Here is a 14,267-nt window from a genome sequence, read left to right on the forward strand (position 1 = left end):
CGCTTGCTCGCGTGGCGGACGACGACATCCTGGACACCTCGGACGGCGAAGCCCCTGCGGGCGACGCCCCGGACGGCGACACCTCGGAAGCCCCGCAGTCGCGGCCGCAGTCGCTGATGCTCGCCTTCTTCGGCAACCATGTGCTGGAGGAGGGGGAGCTGTGCGTGTACTCGGGCAGCATCATCGACGTCCTCGGCCGGGTCGGGGTGGGCGAGCAGGCCGTACGGTCCACGCTGACCCGCATGGTCAACCGGGGCCTGCTCAGGCGTCAGCGGGAGGGCCGCCGGATGTACTTCGGTCTGACCCCGCAGGCGACGCGCATCCTCGACGACGGCCGCACCCGTATCTGGACGCAGGGCGCGGTCAACGACGACTGGGACGGCTCCTGGACTCTGCTGGGCTTCTCGCTGCCCGACTCCTGGAAGCGCCAGCGCCACGATCTGCGCTCCCGGCTGACCTGGTCCGGGTTCGGCGCCCTGTACAGCGGGCTGTGGATCGCCCCGGGCGACGTCGACGTGTCCGCCGTCGTCGACGAGCTGGGCCTCGCCGACCACGTCAAGATCTTCCACGCCCGAGCCGACCAGGCCACCGACATCGCGCTGATGATCCGGGACACCTGGGACCTGGAGAGCATCGCCGCCCGGTACGTCACCTTCGACAAGCGCTGGACCGCGCACCTGGGCGCCGGCTCCGGCGAGGATCCGATCGGGACGCGGCTGCGGCTGGTCAGCGAGTGGCTGTGGACCATCCGCACGGATCCCCGGCTGCCCGCCCGCCATCTGCCGCCCGCCTGGCCGGCCCGCGCCGCCCAGGAGACCTTCCGCCAGGTGGCCGAGCAGACCGAGGCCCCGGCCCTGCGCAGCGCCCGCGAACTCCTGGAGACCGCTCCCCTGCACTGAACCGCCCCCCGCGCCACTCCCGGGTCACTCCCGGGCCGGGAGGGCGTCGAGGCCGGTGTCGCGCAGGATGCGCTCGACCGTCTCGGCGAGGGTGCTGTCGGCGCCGATGACGGTCTCCACGCCGCCGGGCAGCAGATCGAGCTCCCGGTACCAGTCGCGCAGATCGCTCTCGCCGACCTCCCGGGCGATGGGCTTGGTGGCGTGCCGGGCGAGGGTCTCCTCCCACGGCACGTGCAGGTAGTAGGCGTGGGTGCGGCCCCGGTGGTCGGTGCGCAGCCGCGCGAGCATGTCGCCGTAGCGGTCGGCGCAGAGGATGCCTTCGAGGACGACGTGATAGCCGGCGTCGAGGGCATAGCGGGCGACGGTGTCGATGAGGCCGATGTTCGCGGCGCCCGGCCGGTCCCGTTCGCGCAGGACGATCCGGCGGAGGTTGTCCTGACCGACCAGGGCCAGTCCTCGCCCGAACCGGTCGCGCAGGCCGGCGGCGACCGAGGACTTCCCGGAGGCCGAGTTGCCGCGCAGGAGGACGAGCCGGGTCTGCGAGGTACCCACCATCACACGTGTCACCATACCGGCGGCGTGGGGGCCGCCCGCTGTGCGTACTGGGGAATCCGTGAACTGATGTACGCAGGCGGGACGTTGGGACGTATGTTGTGCGGTGACCGACCCTTGAACCGACCGGAAGACGGACGCTCCTCATGACCGAGCACGTGACGCCCGAAGCGGCCGCGCACCAGAAGATCGACACGTCGGTGCCGCACTCGGCCCGGATCTGGAACTACTGGCTGGGCGGGAAGGACAACTACCCCGTCGACGAGGAGGCCGGTGACGCGTACACGGCCGTCTTCCCCGGCATCGTGACCATCGCCCGCAGCAGCCGGGCCTTCCTGAAGCGCAACATCACCCATCTGGTGGCCGAGGCGGGCATACGACAGTTCCTGGACATCGGGACCGGGCTGCCGACCGCCGAGAACACCCATCAGGTCGCGCAGCGCATCGCGCCCGAGACCCGGATCGTGTACGTCGACAACGACCCGATGGTGCTGGCGCACGCCCGTGCCCTGCTCTACTCCTCCCCGGAGGGGGCGACCTCCTACGTCGACGCCGATGTCACGGACCCGGAGCGGATCCTGGCGGCCGCCGCCGGGACGCTGGACTTCTCCCGGCCCACCGCCCTGATCCTCAGCAACATCCTGGGCCATGTCGCCGACCACGACGAGGCCCGCTCGATCGTCGACCGGCTGATGGGCGCCCTGCCGTCCGGCAGCTATCTGTCCATCAACGACGGTTCGCTGGGCGTCGATCCCGTCTTCGAGCAGGCCCAGAACGCCTACAACGAGAGCGGTGCCGTGCCGTACAACCTGCGGACGCCCGAGCAGATCACCTCCTTCTTCGACGGTCTGGAGCTGCTCGAGCCCGGTGTCGTCTCGGTCCCGCTGTGGCGTCCCGAGGCCGACTCCCCCGAGCCGAGGGTCATCGGCGAGCACGGCGGACTGGCACGCAAGCCGTGAGGTGAGAAGCCGCAGGTCGTCACTCCCCCGTGTCGAGGAAGTCCGCGACCAGGACGGCGAACTCGTCCGGGGTGGCGAGGCGGACACCGAGGGCCTCGGCCTTGGTCCGCTTGGAGCCGGCGCCCTCTCCCGCGACGACCAGCGCGGTCTTCCTGGAGACGCTGGAGGAGGCGCGGCCACCGGCCCGTTCGACGAGTTCGTTCATCTCGTTGCGGCTGAGCTTCTCCAGCGGGCCGGTCATCGCGCCCGTGACCACCACCGCCAGGCCGGCGAGCGGACCGGCGGCGGGGGCGTCGGCGGCCCCCTCCCCGGCGGCCGCGGTCTCCTCGGCGGCCGGGGGTGTGGCGCCGGGCTCGGTCATGTTGACGCCGGCCGCGGCGAGCTTGTCGATGAGCGGGGCGAGTTCGGCGAGTTCCGCCACGATGGACGGGGCCTTCTCGGTGCCGATGCCCTCGACCCGCTGGATCGCCTCGGCGTCGGCCGCGCGCAGGGCGTCCATCGTGGCGAAGTGGCGGGCGATACGGCGGGACATGGAGCGGCCGGTACCGCGCACGCCCAGGGCGCACAGCACCCGGGACAGCGGGCGCTGCCTGGCCCGGCCGAGCGCGGTGAGGAGGTTGTCGCTGCTGGTCTCCCCCATCCGCTCCAGGCCGAGGAGCTGGTCCCGGGTGAGGGTGAACAGGTCCGCGAGGTCGGCGACCAGGCCCGCCTCGACGAGCTGTACCACCCGGGTGTGGCCGAGTCCCTCGATGTCGAGCTGGTCGCGGCCTGCGGCATAGGAGAGGGAGGCCACGAGGTGGCAGTTGCGGCCGTTCTCGCAGCGCCAGCGCTGTTCACCGGTGTCGATGCCGGCGCCGCACCGGGGGCACGACTCGGGGAAGGGGATGGGCTGTTCGTCGCCGGTGCGCAGATGCGCGACGGGTGCTTCGATGCGGGGGATGACGTCACCGGCGCGGTGGACCATGACATGGTCGCCGAGGCGCAGGTCCCGGCGGGCGATGTCGGCCGGGTTGTGGAGGGTGGCGTAGGTGATGGTGGAGCCGTCGATCTCGACGGGTTCGAGGACGCCGCGCGGGGCGATGACGCCGGTGCGGCCGACGTTCCACTCGACCGCGAGCAGGCGGGTGATCTTCTCGACGGCCGGCAGCTTGTAGGCGATGGCCCAGCGCGGGGCGCGCGAGCCGGAGCCGGCGGTGCGCTGGTCGGCGGCCAGGTCGGCCTTGACGACGATCCCGTCGATCCCGAAGGGCAGTTCGGCCCGCAGCGCGGCGATCTCCTGGACGCGGGCGAGCACCGCGTCGGCGTCGGCGGCCGTGGTACCGGGGACGGCGGTGGTGACGGTGGTGTTCACACCGTAGGAGCCGGTCAGGGTCATCAGGTCGCTGTGCGCGGCGTCGGCGAGGGACTCGGCGAGGGCCGGTTCGGTGGCGGGCAGGGGCAGCAGGCCGTAGCCGAAGAAGGTCATGGGCACGGTGTAGGCGCGGTCCTTGGCGCGCAGGGTGCCCGCTGCGGCGTTGCGGGGGTTGGCGAAGGGCAGTCCGCCGTGGGCCGTGCGCACCTCGTTGGCGTGCTCGAACTGGGCGGTGGTCATGAGGACTTCGCCGCGCACCTCGACGGTGACGGGTGCGGTGAGCCGGTCCGGGAGGCCTTCTATGGTGCCGATCGCATGCGAGACGTCCTCCCCGGCCGTCCCGTCGCCGCGGGTGATCAGCCGGGTGAGGCGGCCCTCGGTGTAGCGGGCGGCGATCGCGAGGCCGTCCAGTTTGGGCTCCACGCTGAACCGGGTGATGTCGTGCCCGACGCGGCGGGCCAGTGAGGCGGTCCAGGCGGTGAACTCCTGCGGCGAGAACACGTTGTCCAGGCTGAGCATCGCGACGGTGTGCGGCACGTCCCCCTCGGCGGCGCCTCCGGCGACCTTGCCGGTCGGCGAGTCGGGCAGGGTGTCCTCGGGGTGCCCGGCCTCCCACTCGGCGATGGCGCGCACCAGACGGTCGTAGGCGTCGTCGTCCAGGGCCGACGTACCGCCCGCGTAGTAGGCGGCGGCCGCCCGCACCGCGTCCCGCACGGCACGCCCGTAGGCCTCGGCGTCCGCGATCACTGCAACTGCACCAGGTGTCGTCATGTCCTTCATCCTGCCTGCCACCACTGACAATGCCCCCGGCGAGCGGACGGGGCGGGGTGCGGCGGCCCGGAGGCGGGCGGGCAGACTGGGTGCGTGGACAGGGTGCGACGGGCGGAACGGGAAGCCGGTGCCGAGCGGTACGGAAGCCTACGGGTGTGCACCGGGGAGCCGGGTCCGGCCGACTGGCTGACCCGGCGAGCGCCGGGGCCGGGCGATGGCGGCCTCGGCACGGTGGCCGGGGTGGCCGCTCCGGGCTTCGCCGCCTACGCACGGCTCCTGCATCCGGCGTCCCTCGACGGGCGGCCGGTGCGGTGGTCGCAGGCGGCCGCCGCCTACGGCCGGACGGTCGGGCCGGGGGCGCAGTGGCACCGGCTCGTCGGCGTGCCCCGCGCCTACCACAACGGGTCGGAGCACGGTCTGGCCGGTGTGTGGGACGAGCATCCGGCGCAGGGGCCGACCCCGCCGGGGGGTGGCGCAGGCCCTCGTCCCGGTCCTGGCCCGGCACACCCGGACGCCGCGCCGCTGCTGGTTCGGCCTGTGGGAGGGCTACGGCCGCCGGGACTTCGCCGGGGTGCCCACGTTCCCCACCCCGGGCCGGGACGAGGTGCTGCTCCGCGGGGCGCTGTCCGAGATGCTCTCGCCGGTCTCGGTGGACGAGTTCGCCGAGCTGCCGGATCTGTGGTGGCCCGAGGACCGTGCCTGGTGCGTGGGCGGGGACGTGGACCTGGTCAGCACCTACGTGGGCGGGTCGCCGGAGCTGATCGCCGGCCTGCTGGCCGACCCCCGGCTGGAGGCTCTCCCCGCCTCCCCCGGCGACACGCCCTACTGACGCGGGTCAGGCCGCGCGGGCCCGGCGCCGTGCCGCGAGCACCGGCACGGTGGCCGGCACCGGCGGGGACACGGGCGGGGCCGGGAGTCGCAGGGGCGCCGCCTGGGGTCGTACGGCACGCACCCGGTAGGTCGTGCGGCTCCGGTCGGCGACGGGCTCGCCCAGGGTTATCCGGCCGGTGGCGCGCAGCTGGTCGCACTCGGCGGTCGGCAGGGCCACGTAGCAGCCGCCCTTGCCGGTGACGGAGTCCAGCGGCCGCCAATAGCTGTACCGGTGCCGCCCGTTCGTATGCACGGTCACGAAGACGGGATGGCTCGCATCACTGACGATCCGCAGAACATCCGCCTCGGCCCGGGTGAGCGGGGCGTTGCGGCGCGGGGAGTCGGACAGGCGCGGAGCGTCGGCGGGCGGCATGGGCGGCGACCTCTTTCAGGGACAACGGCTGTACACCGTCTACCCCGTAGGAGCGAAGTTGATCTCTGTTCCGCGCATTCTTCAACACGGCAGTGACATTACTGTTGCGCCGTGACGGGAAGGCCTTCCCGGATGGGCCGCTTTGTCCATCCCGGGGGGTATGACGCGGGGCGGCGCACGGTCGTTGGACGAGGCGTGGGACTCGGCACGGGAGGACGCGCGGGGGCTCGACTCCGGCGTGCGGCACACCCGCTCCTGGCTCCCCCCGGCGTCCGAGGAACTGCTGCCGGCAGCGCGGGCGAGCGCACTGAGCCGGTGGTATCCGTCGTTCAGCCACCACTGTCTGCGGTTCACGGAGGGACCACCCCTGTGGACGCCCGGCGGACGCGAGGACGTACGGGAGGTCGCGGGATTCCTCTGCTGCGCCTCGGAGGCCGGCCGCAAAAGCGGCACCGTCTTCCTGGCCTTCGACGGGCTCGCGTTCCGGGAGCCGGATCCCGTGCTGGTGCTGACCACTGCGGTCGCGGCCGACGCCGTGGACGCGCTCGTCGCGCTGCTGGTGGACGGATCCGGTCAGCAGCGGGGGTAGAAGGGGTCCAGGCCGGTGGCCGGGAAGGCCGACGGGTCCGCCCGGCCCGTGTCGTCGACGGTGAACTCACGGGTGTCGGGGCCGAGTCCGCGGCCGGGCTCCCCGAGGCGGGCCTCCCAGGCGTACACGCCGTCGCCGGTGTAGGTGTACGCCGAGAGGTCGGGGTGGCGGTCGTGGTCGAAGTCGGCGACCGCGATGTCCTTGGCGGGGCCCAGGTCCAGTTGCCGGATCCGGCGGGCGCGGCCGGTGTTCGAGAACGGGCCGAAGCGCAGTTCGGCGACCTTCGGGGGGATCGGGGAGTCGCCGAGCTGGTTCCGGCCGGCGACGACGACCAGGTCGCTCCAGCCGTCCCGGTCGAAGTCGGCCACGACGGCCCGGACGTAGTTCTGGTGGGTTCCCGCACGGTCGGCGAGGGCGCGTCGCCCGGCGGTGTTCTCGTACGGCGTGCCGAACCCGAAGGTGACGGTCAGCCCCGCGCCCCGACGCGTCGGGTCGGCGACCCGGTCGGGGCGGCCGTCGCCGTCGAGGTCGGCGATCAGTGCGCCGGAGTCCGTCACACACGCCGTCACGGAGGACGGGCCGTCCGGGGGCCGGGGCGGCGGGCCGAGGACGTCCTCGCAGCCCGCGAGGAGCAGCAGACCAGCGGCGGCGAACACCCCCGGGGTGAACCTGCCCCCGTGCCGCGTCCGGTACGGGCGCTCGCGCGCCGTGGAGAACATGGCGACCATGGCGCCCCACTGTGACACACGGCTGTCGCACACGGGTGCGATGTCGTTCCGCCCCCTCGCGATCGGCGGCCGGGAGTGCAACCGTGGTGGCCGAAATCGTGTCTCAGCAGCCGTGGCCCGACGGTTGCCGGGGCCGGAAGGGCGCGGGCGCGCCGAGGAAAGGGGGTGGCGATGAGCACATGGGCCGTACCGGGGTACTCCGAGTCCCTGGAACTGGGTTCCGGAGCCGGCGGACGGGTGGTGCTCGCCCTGCACGAGCCGACCGGTGTGCCGGTGGCCGTCAAGTACCTCAGCGAGTCGCTGCGGACGCGCCCCGGTTTCCTGCGCGGCTTCCGCGCCGAGGCAGAACTGCTCGGCGGTCTGCACAGCCCCTACGTGGCCGGTTTCTACGAGTACGTGGAGGGCACCGAGGGCGCCGCCATCGTGATGGAGCTGGTGGACGGCGTGTCCCTGCGGACCCTGCTCGCCCGCCAGGGCCCCCTGACCCCGGAGTCGGCGCTGGCCGTCCTGAAGGGCTCGCTGCTCGGTCTGGCCGACGCCCACCGGGCCGGTGTGGTCCACCGCGACTACAAACCGGCGAACGTCCTGGTCACCCCGGAGGGCGCGTCCAAGCTCGTCGACTTCGGGATCGCGGTGGACGCCGGCCTGAGCGCGGGCGTGGCGGGCACGCCGGCCTACATGGCGCCGGAGCAGTGGACCGGCGCGCCGGCCTCCCCCGCCGGGGACGTGTACGCGGCCACCGCCACGTTCTTCGAGTGCCTGACCGGCCGCAAGCCCTATCCCGGCGACAACATGGCCCAGCTCGCGGTGCAGCACGCCGAGGACCCCGTCCCGGTGGAGGAGGTGCCCGCGGCGGTGCGCGCCCTGGTCCGCCGGGGCATGGCCAAGACGGCGGCGGAGCGCCCCTCGGACGCGGCGGCCTTCGTGGCGGACCTGGAGCGGGCCGCCGTGGGCCAGTACGGCGACGACTGGGAGGAACGCGGCCGGGGACGGCTGGCCGCCGTCGTGGCGTCGCTGCTCTTCCTGCTGCCCTCGGGCCGCACGGGATCCGGGACGAGCACCACCGTCGACGAGGCACGCACCGTGCTCGGCCCGGACGCCTCCGGCGGGCGGCTGCGCCCGTGGCGGCCCACCGTGCCGGGCGCGGCCGTGGCGGCGGCCGCCGTGCTCGTCGCGCTCCTCCTGGGCCAGGGGGTCGGCCAGGGAGCGGGAGCGGCCTCCCGGCAGGAGACGCAGGCACGGGCCACGACCAGCCCCCGTCAGGTGTCCGACACCGGCTCCCCGCCCACGGCGTCGGCGTCGGCGTCCGCGTCGGCCTCGCCGTCGGCGTCCGAGTCCTCCGCCCCGCCGAGCGCCTCGCCGTCGGAGTCGACCGGTGACGGGTCCTCGCCGTCGGCGGCCGCCCCCGACCCGTCGGTCTCCCCGGACGCGTCGTGGAGCGCACCCGCCCCGAGCGACTCGGCGAGCCCGACCAGCAGCCCGTCCCCTTCGCCGTCCCCGTCCGCCGCCACCGCCGTCAAGGACGTCACGGTGTCCGCCTTCCGGCAGACGGGCCCGGCCACCGCCACCACCACGATCACGGTCACCGCGGACGGCACGGGTCCCGTCACCCTCACCCTCGCCTGGTTCACGGGCAACGCGGCCGGACAGGCGGGGTCGGCGGACGGCAGCGAGTCGTACCGGCGCAGCGGTGCCCGGCAGTACACGCTGACCGTCGACCACACCTTCCAGGGAACCGGCTGCTACTGGACCGTGCAGGCCACCACCAGCCCCGCCTCGGCGGACGGCGGCGCCTCCCAGCAACTTCTGACCCGGGGGTGCCAGCTCCGATGACCAGGCCGGACGAGCACTACGACAGGGACGACTACAGCGCCACCGCGCTGGACAGCTTCTGGGTCGAACGCGGGGAGGACGGCACGACCGTGGTGCACGCCCGGTCCGACGACGCCACGGCGGTGCTGCCGTCCGGCGCCGACGAGCGTACGGCGGTGCTGCCGTCCGGCGCCGACGACCGCACGGCGGTGCTGCCGTCCGGCGCCGACGACCGCACGGCGGTGATCACACCCGCGGCAGCCGACGGTACGGCGGTACATGAGCCCCGGTCCGCGCACGGGACGGCGGTGGTGGAGCCGGGCTCGGCTGAGCCGACGGCGCCGGTGGGGAGCCGGTCCGGCGGCGGCGAGGTCGTTCCGCGGGGGCGGGTCGACGGGACCGTGCTGCGTTTCGGGCCTGGCGTCACCGCGCGGCCGGGGGCGACCTCTGGTTCGGCCTTCGGGGTGCACACCGTGACCGTGCCCGCCGCGCCGCCGGTCCGGCGACACCGTCGGCTGCGCCGGCACGCGCTGCCCGCGCTGGTGCTGGTCGCCGCGGTGCTGTTGCTGCTGTGGCGGCAGTACGACACGCCCGGCCTGTCGGTGCGGGGCGTCTCGGCGGCGGCCGCACAGGACAGCACCGGGTGCGACGCGACGGCGGACGTCGTCGGCGTCGTCCGCACCGACGGTCACGCGGGCCGGCTCAGCTACCGCTGGGTCCGCAACGACGGCACCGAGTCCGACGTCCTGCACGCCACGGTCGCCGCGGGGCACCGGCAGGTGCGGGTGCATCTGCTGTGGACCTTCCAGGGGCAGGGCCACTACGCGGCGACGGCGGAGCTGCGGGTGCTGTCCCCGGGCGCCCGGACGGCGCGGGCCGCCTTCACGTACGACTGTCCGTAGCGGGCCGGCGGTGGCCGCGGGCGGCGGCCGCGTAGTGGCGGGCCAGGGCGTGGAAGGCCTGCCAGGTCGCGGCGGACGGCCCTGATGTCGGCGCGCATCCGGTGGGCGTTCCAGGCGGTCGCCGGGGTCTCGCCCTCCCCACCGCGTAGACGACACCCCGGTGCCGCAGTCCCCGGCGCCCTTGGGCGGTGCGGGCGTCGCCCGCCGGTCCGAGTGCGGCCGCCGCGCCGGCGGCCACGGCCCCGCCCAGGAAGCGGGCCCGGCTGATCCCTTCGGTCTTCTCCATGCCCCCACGGTGTCGGGGCGCGGAAGCCGTGCGCAGTCGGCCGATGGTCGGTGCCGGTGCGACGAAGGTGGATGCCCCGGCCGCCGCGCGGGGTCGAAGGGGCTGCCGGCGTGCCGGAGGTCTGCTCAGTGCCAGGGGGACGTCCGGCGGGCCCAGCGCTGCACGACCGGGGCGCAGGTCTCGGCGAAGTGCTCGTAGTCCTCGGGCGTGTTGTAGACGTGGGCGGAGAGGCGGAGGTAGCCGAGGCCGTCGAAGCTGGTGAACGCTGCCTCGACGCCGAGTTCGGCGGGTGCCCGGTCGCGGAGCGCGTCGGCCGCGATCCGGCTCGCGCCGAGACTGCCCGGCAGGCGGACCAGGCGCATACCGGGGACGGGCATGCCCACGTCGACCGGTTCGGTCGGGGTTTCGGCGGGGGCGAAGGCGTCCGCGACGACCCGGGCGCCGTACTCCGCCAGGTCGTCCATGTAGCGGCGGGCCGTGTCCCAGCCCCAGGTGTCGTCGATGAACCGCAGCGCCGCGGGCGCGGCGAGGGCGCCGGTGGCATCGAGGGTGCCCTGGTGGTCGAAGCGGTCGGGGAAGGGCTCGGCCGCACCCCAGGAGTCGATCAGCGGGTGGAGGTCGTCCCGCAGCGGCCCGCGGGCGACGAGCGCGGCCGAACCGCGCGGCGCGCAGCCCCATTTGTGCAGGTTGCCGACCCAGGCGTCGCAGTCCAGGCCGGCGAGGGGCGCGGCGAGGAGGCCGGGGGCGTGCGCGCCGTCGACGAGCAGGGTGATGCCGCGCCGTGCCGCTTCGGCGGCCACGCGCTCGACGGGCATCAGCCGGGCCGTGGCGGAGGTGATCTGGTCGAGGACGATGAGGGCGACCTCCTCGTCCACCTCGGCGAACACGGCCCGGTACGCCTGGTCGGCGTCGGCGGCGAGCGGCACCCGTGCGGTGCGCACCCGGCGGCCCCAGCGGCGGGCGAGCCGTTCGGCGCCCATCGTGACGGCGCCGTAGCCGTGGTCGGTGACCACGATGTCCCCGCCGGTCCGGTCGGCGAGCGCGGCGAAGACCGCACTGGCACCGGCGCTGGCGTTGGGGACGAGCGCCAGGTCCTCGGGGTCGGTGCGCAGCAGGCCGGCGATCTCCGTGCGGGCGGCCGCGAGCCGTGCGGGCAGGGTCGCGAACCAGACGACGGGGGCCCGCTCCATCTCGGCGCGCAGGGCGTTCTGCCGTTCCTGGGCGACGGCCGGGACCGCGCCGAACGAGCCGTGGTTGAGGTGGCGCAGGCCGGGGTCGAGGGTCCAGGCCGCCGTCGCGGGCCGGCCGTCGGGCAGCGGCAGCGGACGGGGCGCGGTGAGTACGTGGCCCTCGCTCATGGTGGTCCCCCTTCGCGCTTCCACATCGGTCGGCGGGCCGGGCGTCAGGAGAAGAAGCCCCTGGGGGCGGGCAGTCCGGGGTTGATGGAGGGGCCGCCTGCCATGACGCGGTCCAGGTCGCGCTTGATGCGTTCGGCCTCGCCGCGCACCTGGGCGGGGATGTCGCCGCGCTCACTGACGAGGCGGTGGTAGATCGGCGTGTCGTCGAAGACGGAGAACACGGGTGGCTCTGCTTTCGTGGGCGGTCGGGCGGGCCGACACGGTGGAACGGCTTCGGACACGGCACCGGTCCGGCGGGTGGACCGGCGCTGCCGTGACGTCGTCTGACGGCCCCGCAGCGATACCGGTGTCGGCGACATCATCGCATTGTCCCCGGTTCGGCCCTCGCCGATGACCGTGGATGGCCGTCCGTGACACATCGGAGACTTTGACTCCGGTTTCATGGTGCAGCGATGCCGCAACCATGCGCTAAGCTAAGGCCAAAGCTGAAGAGCAGAACTCCCGTTCCTCGGTGACGCGTTGGTGGTCCAAGGAAAGACGTCCCGCTTCCTGCGGGGAAATGCAGGTGCAAGGCCTGCCCGGCGCTCGGATACGTACCCCGTACCACTTCCGTGGTACGGGGTACGTGCTTTTCCGGTTCAGACCTCGAGTTCGGCTTCCAGCGCCCTGAGCCGGTGACGGGCGAGCGCGAGGTTGCCGCGACCCCGGTCCAGCGCGAGATACAGGAAGAGCCCGCCGCGCGCCCGGGCCAGCGGCCTGATCAAGTGGTACTGCGTACCGAGGGTGATGAGGATGTCCTCGATCTCCTCCTGCAGACCGAGCGACTTGAGCGTGCGCTGCTTGGCCCGGACGACCTCGGTGTTTCCGGCCGCGGCCAGCTCCAGGTCCAGCTGGGGGCCGCCGCCCAGGGCACCGAGCGACATCCCGCTCTCGTAGTCGACGAGGGCCACCCCCAGGGCACCCTCGATGCTCATCGCTTCCTTGAGCGCGCTCTCAATGTTCACGCTGGTGCCTCATTTCCGTACAGACCGACCGGTCTTGATCGCTTACAACGACAACCAGTGTTATTTCTGGGAGCGTTGATTTCGAACGAGCTCATCTTTGGCCAGTCTTGCGATAGTTGGCAAATAAAGTACTGTGCTCGGCAGGGCAAGCGAAGGGGCAACCAATGGCTCTACTCGAGACGGCCCTCGCCCGAGTTCTGCAGACGCCCGGCATCGTCGGCGCCGCTGTGGTGGACTCGGTGACGGGCCTCTCCTACGCCTCGCTGGGGGACACGGGCGCGAGCCAGGACGTCCACGACCTCGTCGGCCTCGCCGACGGCGGTCTCCGGCAGGCGGGGTGCGCCGACGAACTGGAGAGCATCGTCGTCACCACCGCGAGCACCCACCACGTGACCCTGAGCGTCGGCCGGGACCGCGATCCGGTGCTGCTGTGCGCGACCGTGGACCGGGACCGGACCAACCTGGCCTGGGTGCTCCAGGACCTCACCCGGCACGCGGACGCACTGCTGGCATGAGCCGGAACGACGACGCCGAGAAGCCCCCCGCCCCCCGCAACCTCCCCTCCCTCCTCTCCGGCCTGCACGCGCAGCGCCGCTCCTGCACCGTCTCCGTCACCGGAAGTCCCGGTGGCACCCTGCACGTCCGCGACGGCCTGGTGGTCGCCATGGAGACTCCGGGCACGCCCGGGGCCGAGGCCATCCTGCTCAGGTCCGGCCGCCTCACCGAGGAGGCGTGGACGGCCGTGCGGGCCACGGACAGCACCCATGAGCATCTGGCGCGGGAACTGGTCGCCGCCGGGCTGATCGGCGCCGGGGAGCTGGAGGTCGTCTGCCTGGGCGCACTGTTCGACGCGGCCTTCGCCCTCTCCCTCAACCGGCCGGTGGACTGGGAGGTCGGTGATCCCGTCCCCGTGCTGCACGCCGGGGCCGGGATGCCGCCCGAGCGGCTGGTCGCCGAGACGACGCGCCGCTTCGCCATCCTGGAGAAGGAGCCCGGCGCGATCGCGCGGTCCACCCGGGACCGTGTCCACCCGACCCCCGCCGCCGGCCTGCCGGAATCCACCGCCCGCCTCTCCCCCCGCCACCTGGGCCTCCTGACCGCCGTCGACGGACGCCGGACACCCCGGGACCTCGCGTTCTCGCTCGGCCGCGGACTGTTCGCCGTCCTGCTCGACCTGCGGCAGCTGACCGGGCTGCGACTCGTCGAGTACGCGACCCCGCCGGGCGCGGCCGGACGCCCGAGCACCGCCCCCCGTACCCCCGCCGCCCCGGCCGCCCCCGCGACGGCCGGGCTCCCCCGGCGCCTGCCGCGCCGCACCGGCTCCCAGCCGGCCTCGCCGGACTCCCCCGGGCACCTCGCCTGACCCGGCCGGTTCCCCCGTCGCGCCCGTCCCCTCCCCGCCCGCACCGCTCACCAGGAAGAAGACATTATGAGCGACCCCGTGAACGACATCCTCATCTCCCTGCGGGACAAGGTGATGGGTGTCAACGAAACCACCCTCGCGACCGTCGACGGGCTGGTGGTCGCCAGTGACGTCAGCAAGACGCACGCGGAGTCCATGGCCGCCGTCGCCGCGGCCACCCTGTCCCTCGGGCGCCGTCTCGCCGACCAGGCCTCCACCGGCACCCTGCGCGAGATGAGCGCCCAGTGCAGCGCCGGACATGTGATCGTCACCGCGGTCGGGGAGCGCGCGCTGCTCGCCGTCATGGCGGACGAGGGCCTGGACCTGGCCGCGTTCCGCCGGGAGATGCCCGCGCTGGTGGCCGAGCTCGGCGGCATCCTGGACGCCGACGCCCCGGACTGACGGCGCCCG

At 73.8% G+C, this 14,267-nt stretch carries 17 protein-coding genes; 9 read left to right on the top strand and 8 right to left on the bottom strand.

Annotated features, from left to right (window positions below; genetic code table 11):
• The first annotated feature begins 113 nt into the window (after positions 1 to 113).
• Positions 114 to 899 carry a PaaX family transcriptional regulator C-terminal domain-containing protein gene (locus U5640_RS01660; RefSeq protein ID WP_340384871.1) on the top strand — a complete coding sequence of 262 codons (786 nt, stop codon included), beginning with the start codon at positions 114 to 116 and terminating at the stop codon, positions 897 to 899.
• A 24-nt stretch (positions 900 to 923) separates the two neighbouring features.
• Here the strand turns inward: U5640_RS01660 and U5640_RS01665 are convergent, their stop codons facing one another.
• Positions 924 to 1,454, bottom strand: a complete 531-nt coding sequence (locus U5640_RS01665; RefSeq protein WP_340384873.1) for an AAA family ATPase — start codon at positions 1,452 to 1,454, stop codon at positions 924 to 926.
• A gap of 143 nt (positions 1,455 to 1,597) precedes the next feature.
• Between U5640_RS01665 and U5640_RS01670 the strand changes: the two genes are divergently transcribed.
• On the top strand, positions 1,598 to 2,410 hold the full coding sequence (locus U5640_RS01670; protein WP_340374001.1) for an SAM-dependent methyltransferase: 813 nt from the start codon (positions 1,598 to 1,600) through the stop codon (positions 2,408 to 2,410).
• A gap of 19 nt (positions 2,411 to 2,429) precedes the next feature.
• Here the strand turns inward: U5640_RS01670 and ligA are convergent, their stop codons facing one another.
• Positions 2,430 to 4,541 carry an NAD-dependent DNA ligase LigA gene (gene ligA, locus U5640_RS01675; RefSeq protein ID WP_340374002.1) on the bottom strand — a complete coding sequence of 704 codons (2,112 nt, stop codon included), beginning with the start codon at positions 4,539 to 4,541 and terminating at the stop codon, positions 2,430 to 2,432.
• Positions 4,542 to 5,001: 460 nt separating this feature from the next.
• On the opposite strand from ligA, the gene U5640_RS01680 reads away from it, so the two are divergent.
• A complete protein-coding gene (locus tag U5640_RS01680; RefSeq protein WP_340374003.1) occupies positions 5,002 to 5,361 on the top strand; it encodes a hypothetical protein in 360 nt (119 codons plus the stop codon).
• Between the two features lie 6 nt (positions 5,362 to 5,367).
• Here the strand turns inward: U5640_RS01680 and U5640_RS01685 are convergent, their stop codons facing one another.
• On the bottom strand, positions 5,368 to 5,775 hold the full coding sequence (locus U5640_RS01685) for a hypothetical protein (RefSeq protein ID WP_340374004.1): 408 nt from the start codon (positions 5,773 to 5,775) through the stop codon (positions 5,368 to 5,370).
• A 160-nt stretch (positions 5,776 to 5,935) separates the two neighbouring features.
• Here U5640_RS01685 and U5640_RS01690 point away from each other — a divergent pair, with 160 nt between their 5' ends.
• Positions 5,936 to 6,364, top strand: a complete 429-nt coding sequence (locus tag U5640_RS01690; protein WP_340374005.1) for a hypothetical protein — start codon at positions 5,936 to 5,938, stop codon at positions 6,362 to 6,364.
• Here the strand turns inward: U5640_RS01690 and U5640_RS01695 are convergent.
• On the bottom strand, positions 6,349 to 7,092 hold the full coding sequence (locus U5640_RS01695; RefSeq protein WP_340374006.1) for a VCBS repeat-containing protein: 744 nt from the start codon (positions 7,090 to 7,092) through the stop codon (positions 6,349 to 6,351). The two genes, U5640_RS01690 and U5640_RS01695, sit on opposite strands and share 16 nt — an antisense overlap.
• A 171-nt stretch (positions 7,093 to 7,263) precedes the next feature.
• Between U5640_RS01695 and U5640_RS01700 the strand changes: the two genes are divergently transcribed.
• A complete protein-coding gene (locus tag U5640_RS01700; RefSeq protein WP_340374007.1) occupies positions 7,264 to 8,925 on the top strand; it encodes a serine/threonine-protein kinase in 1,662 nt (553 codons plus the stop codon).
• Positions 8,922 to 9,806 carry a hypothetical protein gene (locus U5640_RS01705; RefSeq protein ID WP_340374008.1) on the top strand — a complete coding sequence of 295 codons (885 nt, stop codon included), beginning with the start codon at positions 8,922 to 8,924 and terminating at the stop codon, positions 9,804 to 9,806. The genes U5640_RS01700 and U5640_RS01705 overlap by 4 nt, the downstream gene beginning before the upstream one ends.
• Here U5640_RS01705 and U5640_RS01710 read toward each other — a convergent pair.
• From U5640_RS01710 to U5640_RS01725, 4 genes are all read right to left on the bottom strand, one after another.
• Entirely contained in the window at positions 9,787 to 10,092 is a 306-nt protein-coding gene (locus U5640_RS01710; protein ID WP_340374009.1) for a hypothetical protein, read from the bottom strand. The two genes, U5640_RS01705 and U5640_RS01710, sit on opposite strands and share 20 nt — an antisense overlap.
• A gap of 125 nt (positions 10,093 to 10,217) precedes the next feature.
• Entirely contained in the window at positions 10,218 to 11,450 is a 1,233-nt protein-coding gene (locus U5640_RS01715; protein ID WP_340374010.1) for an aminotransferase class V-fold PLP-dependent enzyme, read from the bottom strand.
• A 44-nt stretch (positions 11,451 to 11,494) separates the two neighbouring features.
• Positions 11,495 to 11,671 carry a hypothetical protein gene (locus tag U5640_RS01720; protein ID WP_340374011.1) on the bottom strand — a complete coding sequence of 59 codons (177 nt, stop codon included), beginning with the start codon at positions 11,669 to 11,671 and terminating at the stop codon, positions 11,495 to 11,497.
• Positions 11,672 to 12,088: 417 nt separating this feature from the next.
• The gene (locus U5640_RS01725) at positions 12,089 to 12,454 is read right to left on the bottom strand and encodes a hypothetical protein (RefSeq protein WP_340374012.1); all 366 of its coding nucleotides are present in this window, start codon (positions 12,452 to 12,454) and stop codon (positions 12,089 to 12,091) included.
• 164 nt (positions 12,455 to 12,618) lie between these two features.
• On the opposite strand from U5640_RS01725, the gene U5640_RS01730 reads away from it, so the two are divergent.
• The 3 genes from U5640_RS01730 (at position 12,619) to U5640_RS01740 (ending at position 14,258) form a co-directional block, all read left to right on the top strand.
• Positions 12,619 to 12,969 (top strand): hypothetical protein, encoded by a 351-nt coding sequence (locus U5640_RS01730; RefSeq protein WP_340374013.1) that lies wholly within the window; start codon positions 12,619 to 12,621, stop codon positions 12,967 to 12,969.
• On the top strand, positions 12,966 to 13,817 hold the full coding sequence (locus U5640_RS01735; RefSeq protein ID WP_340374014.1) for a hypothetical protein: 852 nt from the start codon (positions 12,966 to 12,968) through the stop codon (positions 13,815 to 13,817). Before U5640_RS01730 ends, U5640_RS01735 begins: the two co-directional genes overlap by 4 nt.
• 66 nt (positions 13,818 to 13,883) lie before the next feature.
• Complete coding sequence (locus U5640_RS01740; RefSeq protein WP_340374015.1) at positions 13,884 to 14,258, top strand: roadblock/LC7 domain-containing protein; 375 nt, start codon at positions 13,884 to 13,886, stop codon at positions 14,256 to 14,258.
• The last annotated feature ends 9 nt before the right edge of the window (positions 14,259 to 14,267 follow it).

It is taken from the genome of Streptomyces sp. SS7 (assembly GCF_037993025.1).
Taxonomy (GTDB): Bacteria; Actinomycetota; Actinomycetes; order Streptomycetales; family Streptomycetaceae; genus Streptomyces.

Bases quoted from the DNA above. Each gene is read 5' to 3' on its own strand.
- U5640_RS01710 (WP_340374009.1), bottom strand. From the start codon at position 10,092: ATGGAGAAGACCGAAGGGATCAGCCGGGCCCGCTTCCTGGGCGGGGCC.
- U5640_RS01715 (WP_340374010.1), bottom strand. From the start codon at position 11,450: ATGAGCGAGGGCCACGTACTCACCGCGCCCCGTCCGCTGCCGCTGCCC.
- U5640_RS01670 (WP_340374001.1), top strand. From the start codon at position 1,598: ATGACCGAGCACGTGACGCCCGAAGCGGCCGCGCACCAGAAGATCGAC.
- U5640_RS01730 (WP_340374013.1), top strand. From the start codon at position 12,619: ATGGCTCTACTCGAGACGGCCCTCGCCCGAGTTCTGCAGACGCCCGGC.
- U5640_RS01700 (WP_340374007.1), top strand. From the start codon at position 7,264: ATGAGCACATGGGCCGTACCGGGGTACTCCGAGTCCCTGGAACTGGGT.
- U5640_RS01705 (WP_340374008.1), top strand. From the start codon at position 8,922: ATGACCAGGCCGGACGAGCACTACGACAGGGACGACTACAGCGCCACC.
- U5640_RS01690 (WP_340374005.1), top strand. From the start codon at position 5,936: ATGACGCGGGGCGGCGCACGGTCGTTGGACGAGGCGTGGGACTCGGCA.
- U5640_RS01735 (WP_340374014.1), top strand. From the start codon at position 12,966: ATGAGCCGGAACGACGACGCCGAGAAGCCCCCCGCCCCCCGCAACCTC.
- U5640_RS01685 (WP_340374004.1), bottom strand. From the start codon at position 5,775: ATGCCGCCCGCCGACGCTCCGCGCCTGTCCGACTCCCCGCGCCGCAAC.
- U5640_RS01665 (WP_340384873.1), bottom strand. From the start codon at position 1,454: ATGGTGGGTACCTCGCAGACCCGGCTCGTCCTCCTGCGCGGCAACTCG.
- U5640_RS01695 (WP_340374006.1), bottom strand. From the start codon at position 7,092: ATGGTCGCCATGTTCTCCACGGCGCGCGAGCGCCCGTACCGGACGCGG.
- ligA (WP_340374002.1), bottom strand. From the start codon at position 4,541: ATGAAGGACATGACGACACCTGGTGCAGTTGCAGTGATCGCGGACGCC.
- U5640_RS01740 (WP_340374015.1), top strand. From the start codon at position 13,884: ATGAGCGACCCCGTGAACGACATCCTCATCTCCCTGCGGGACAAGGTG.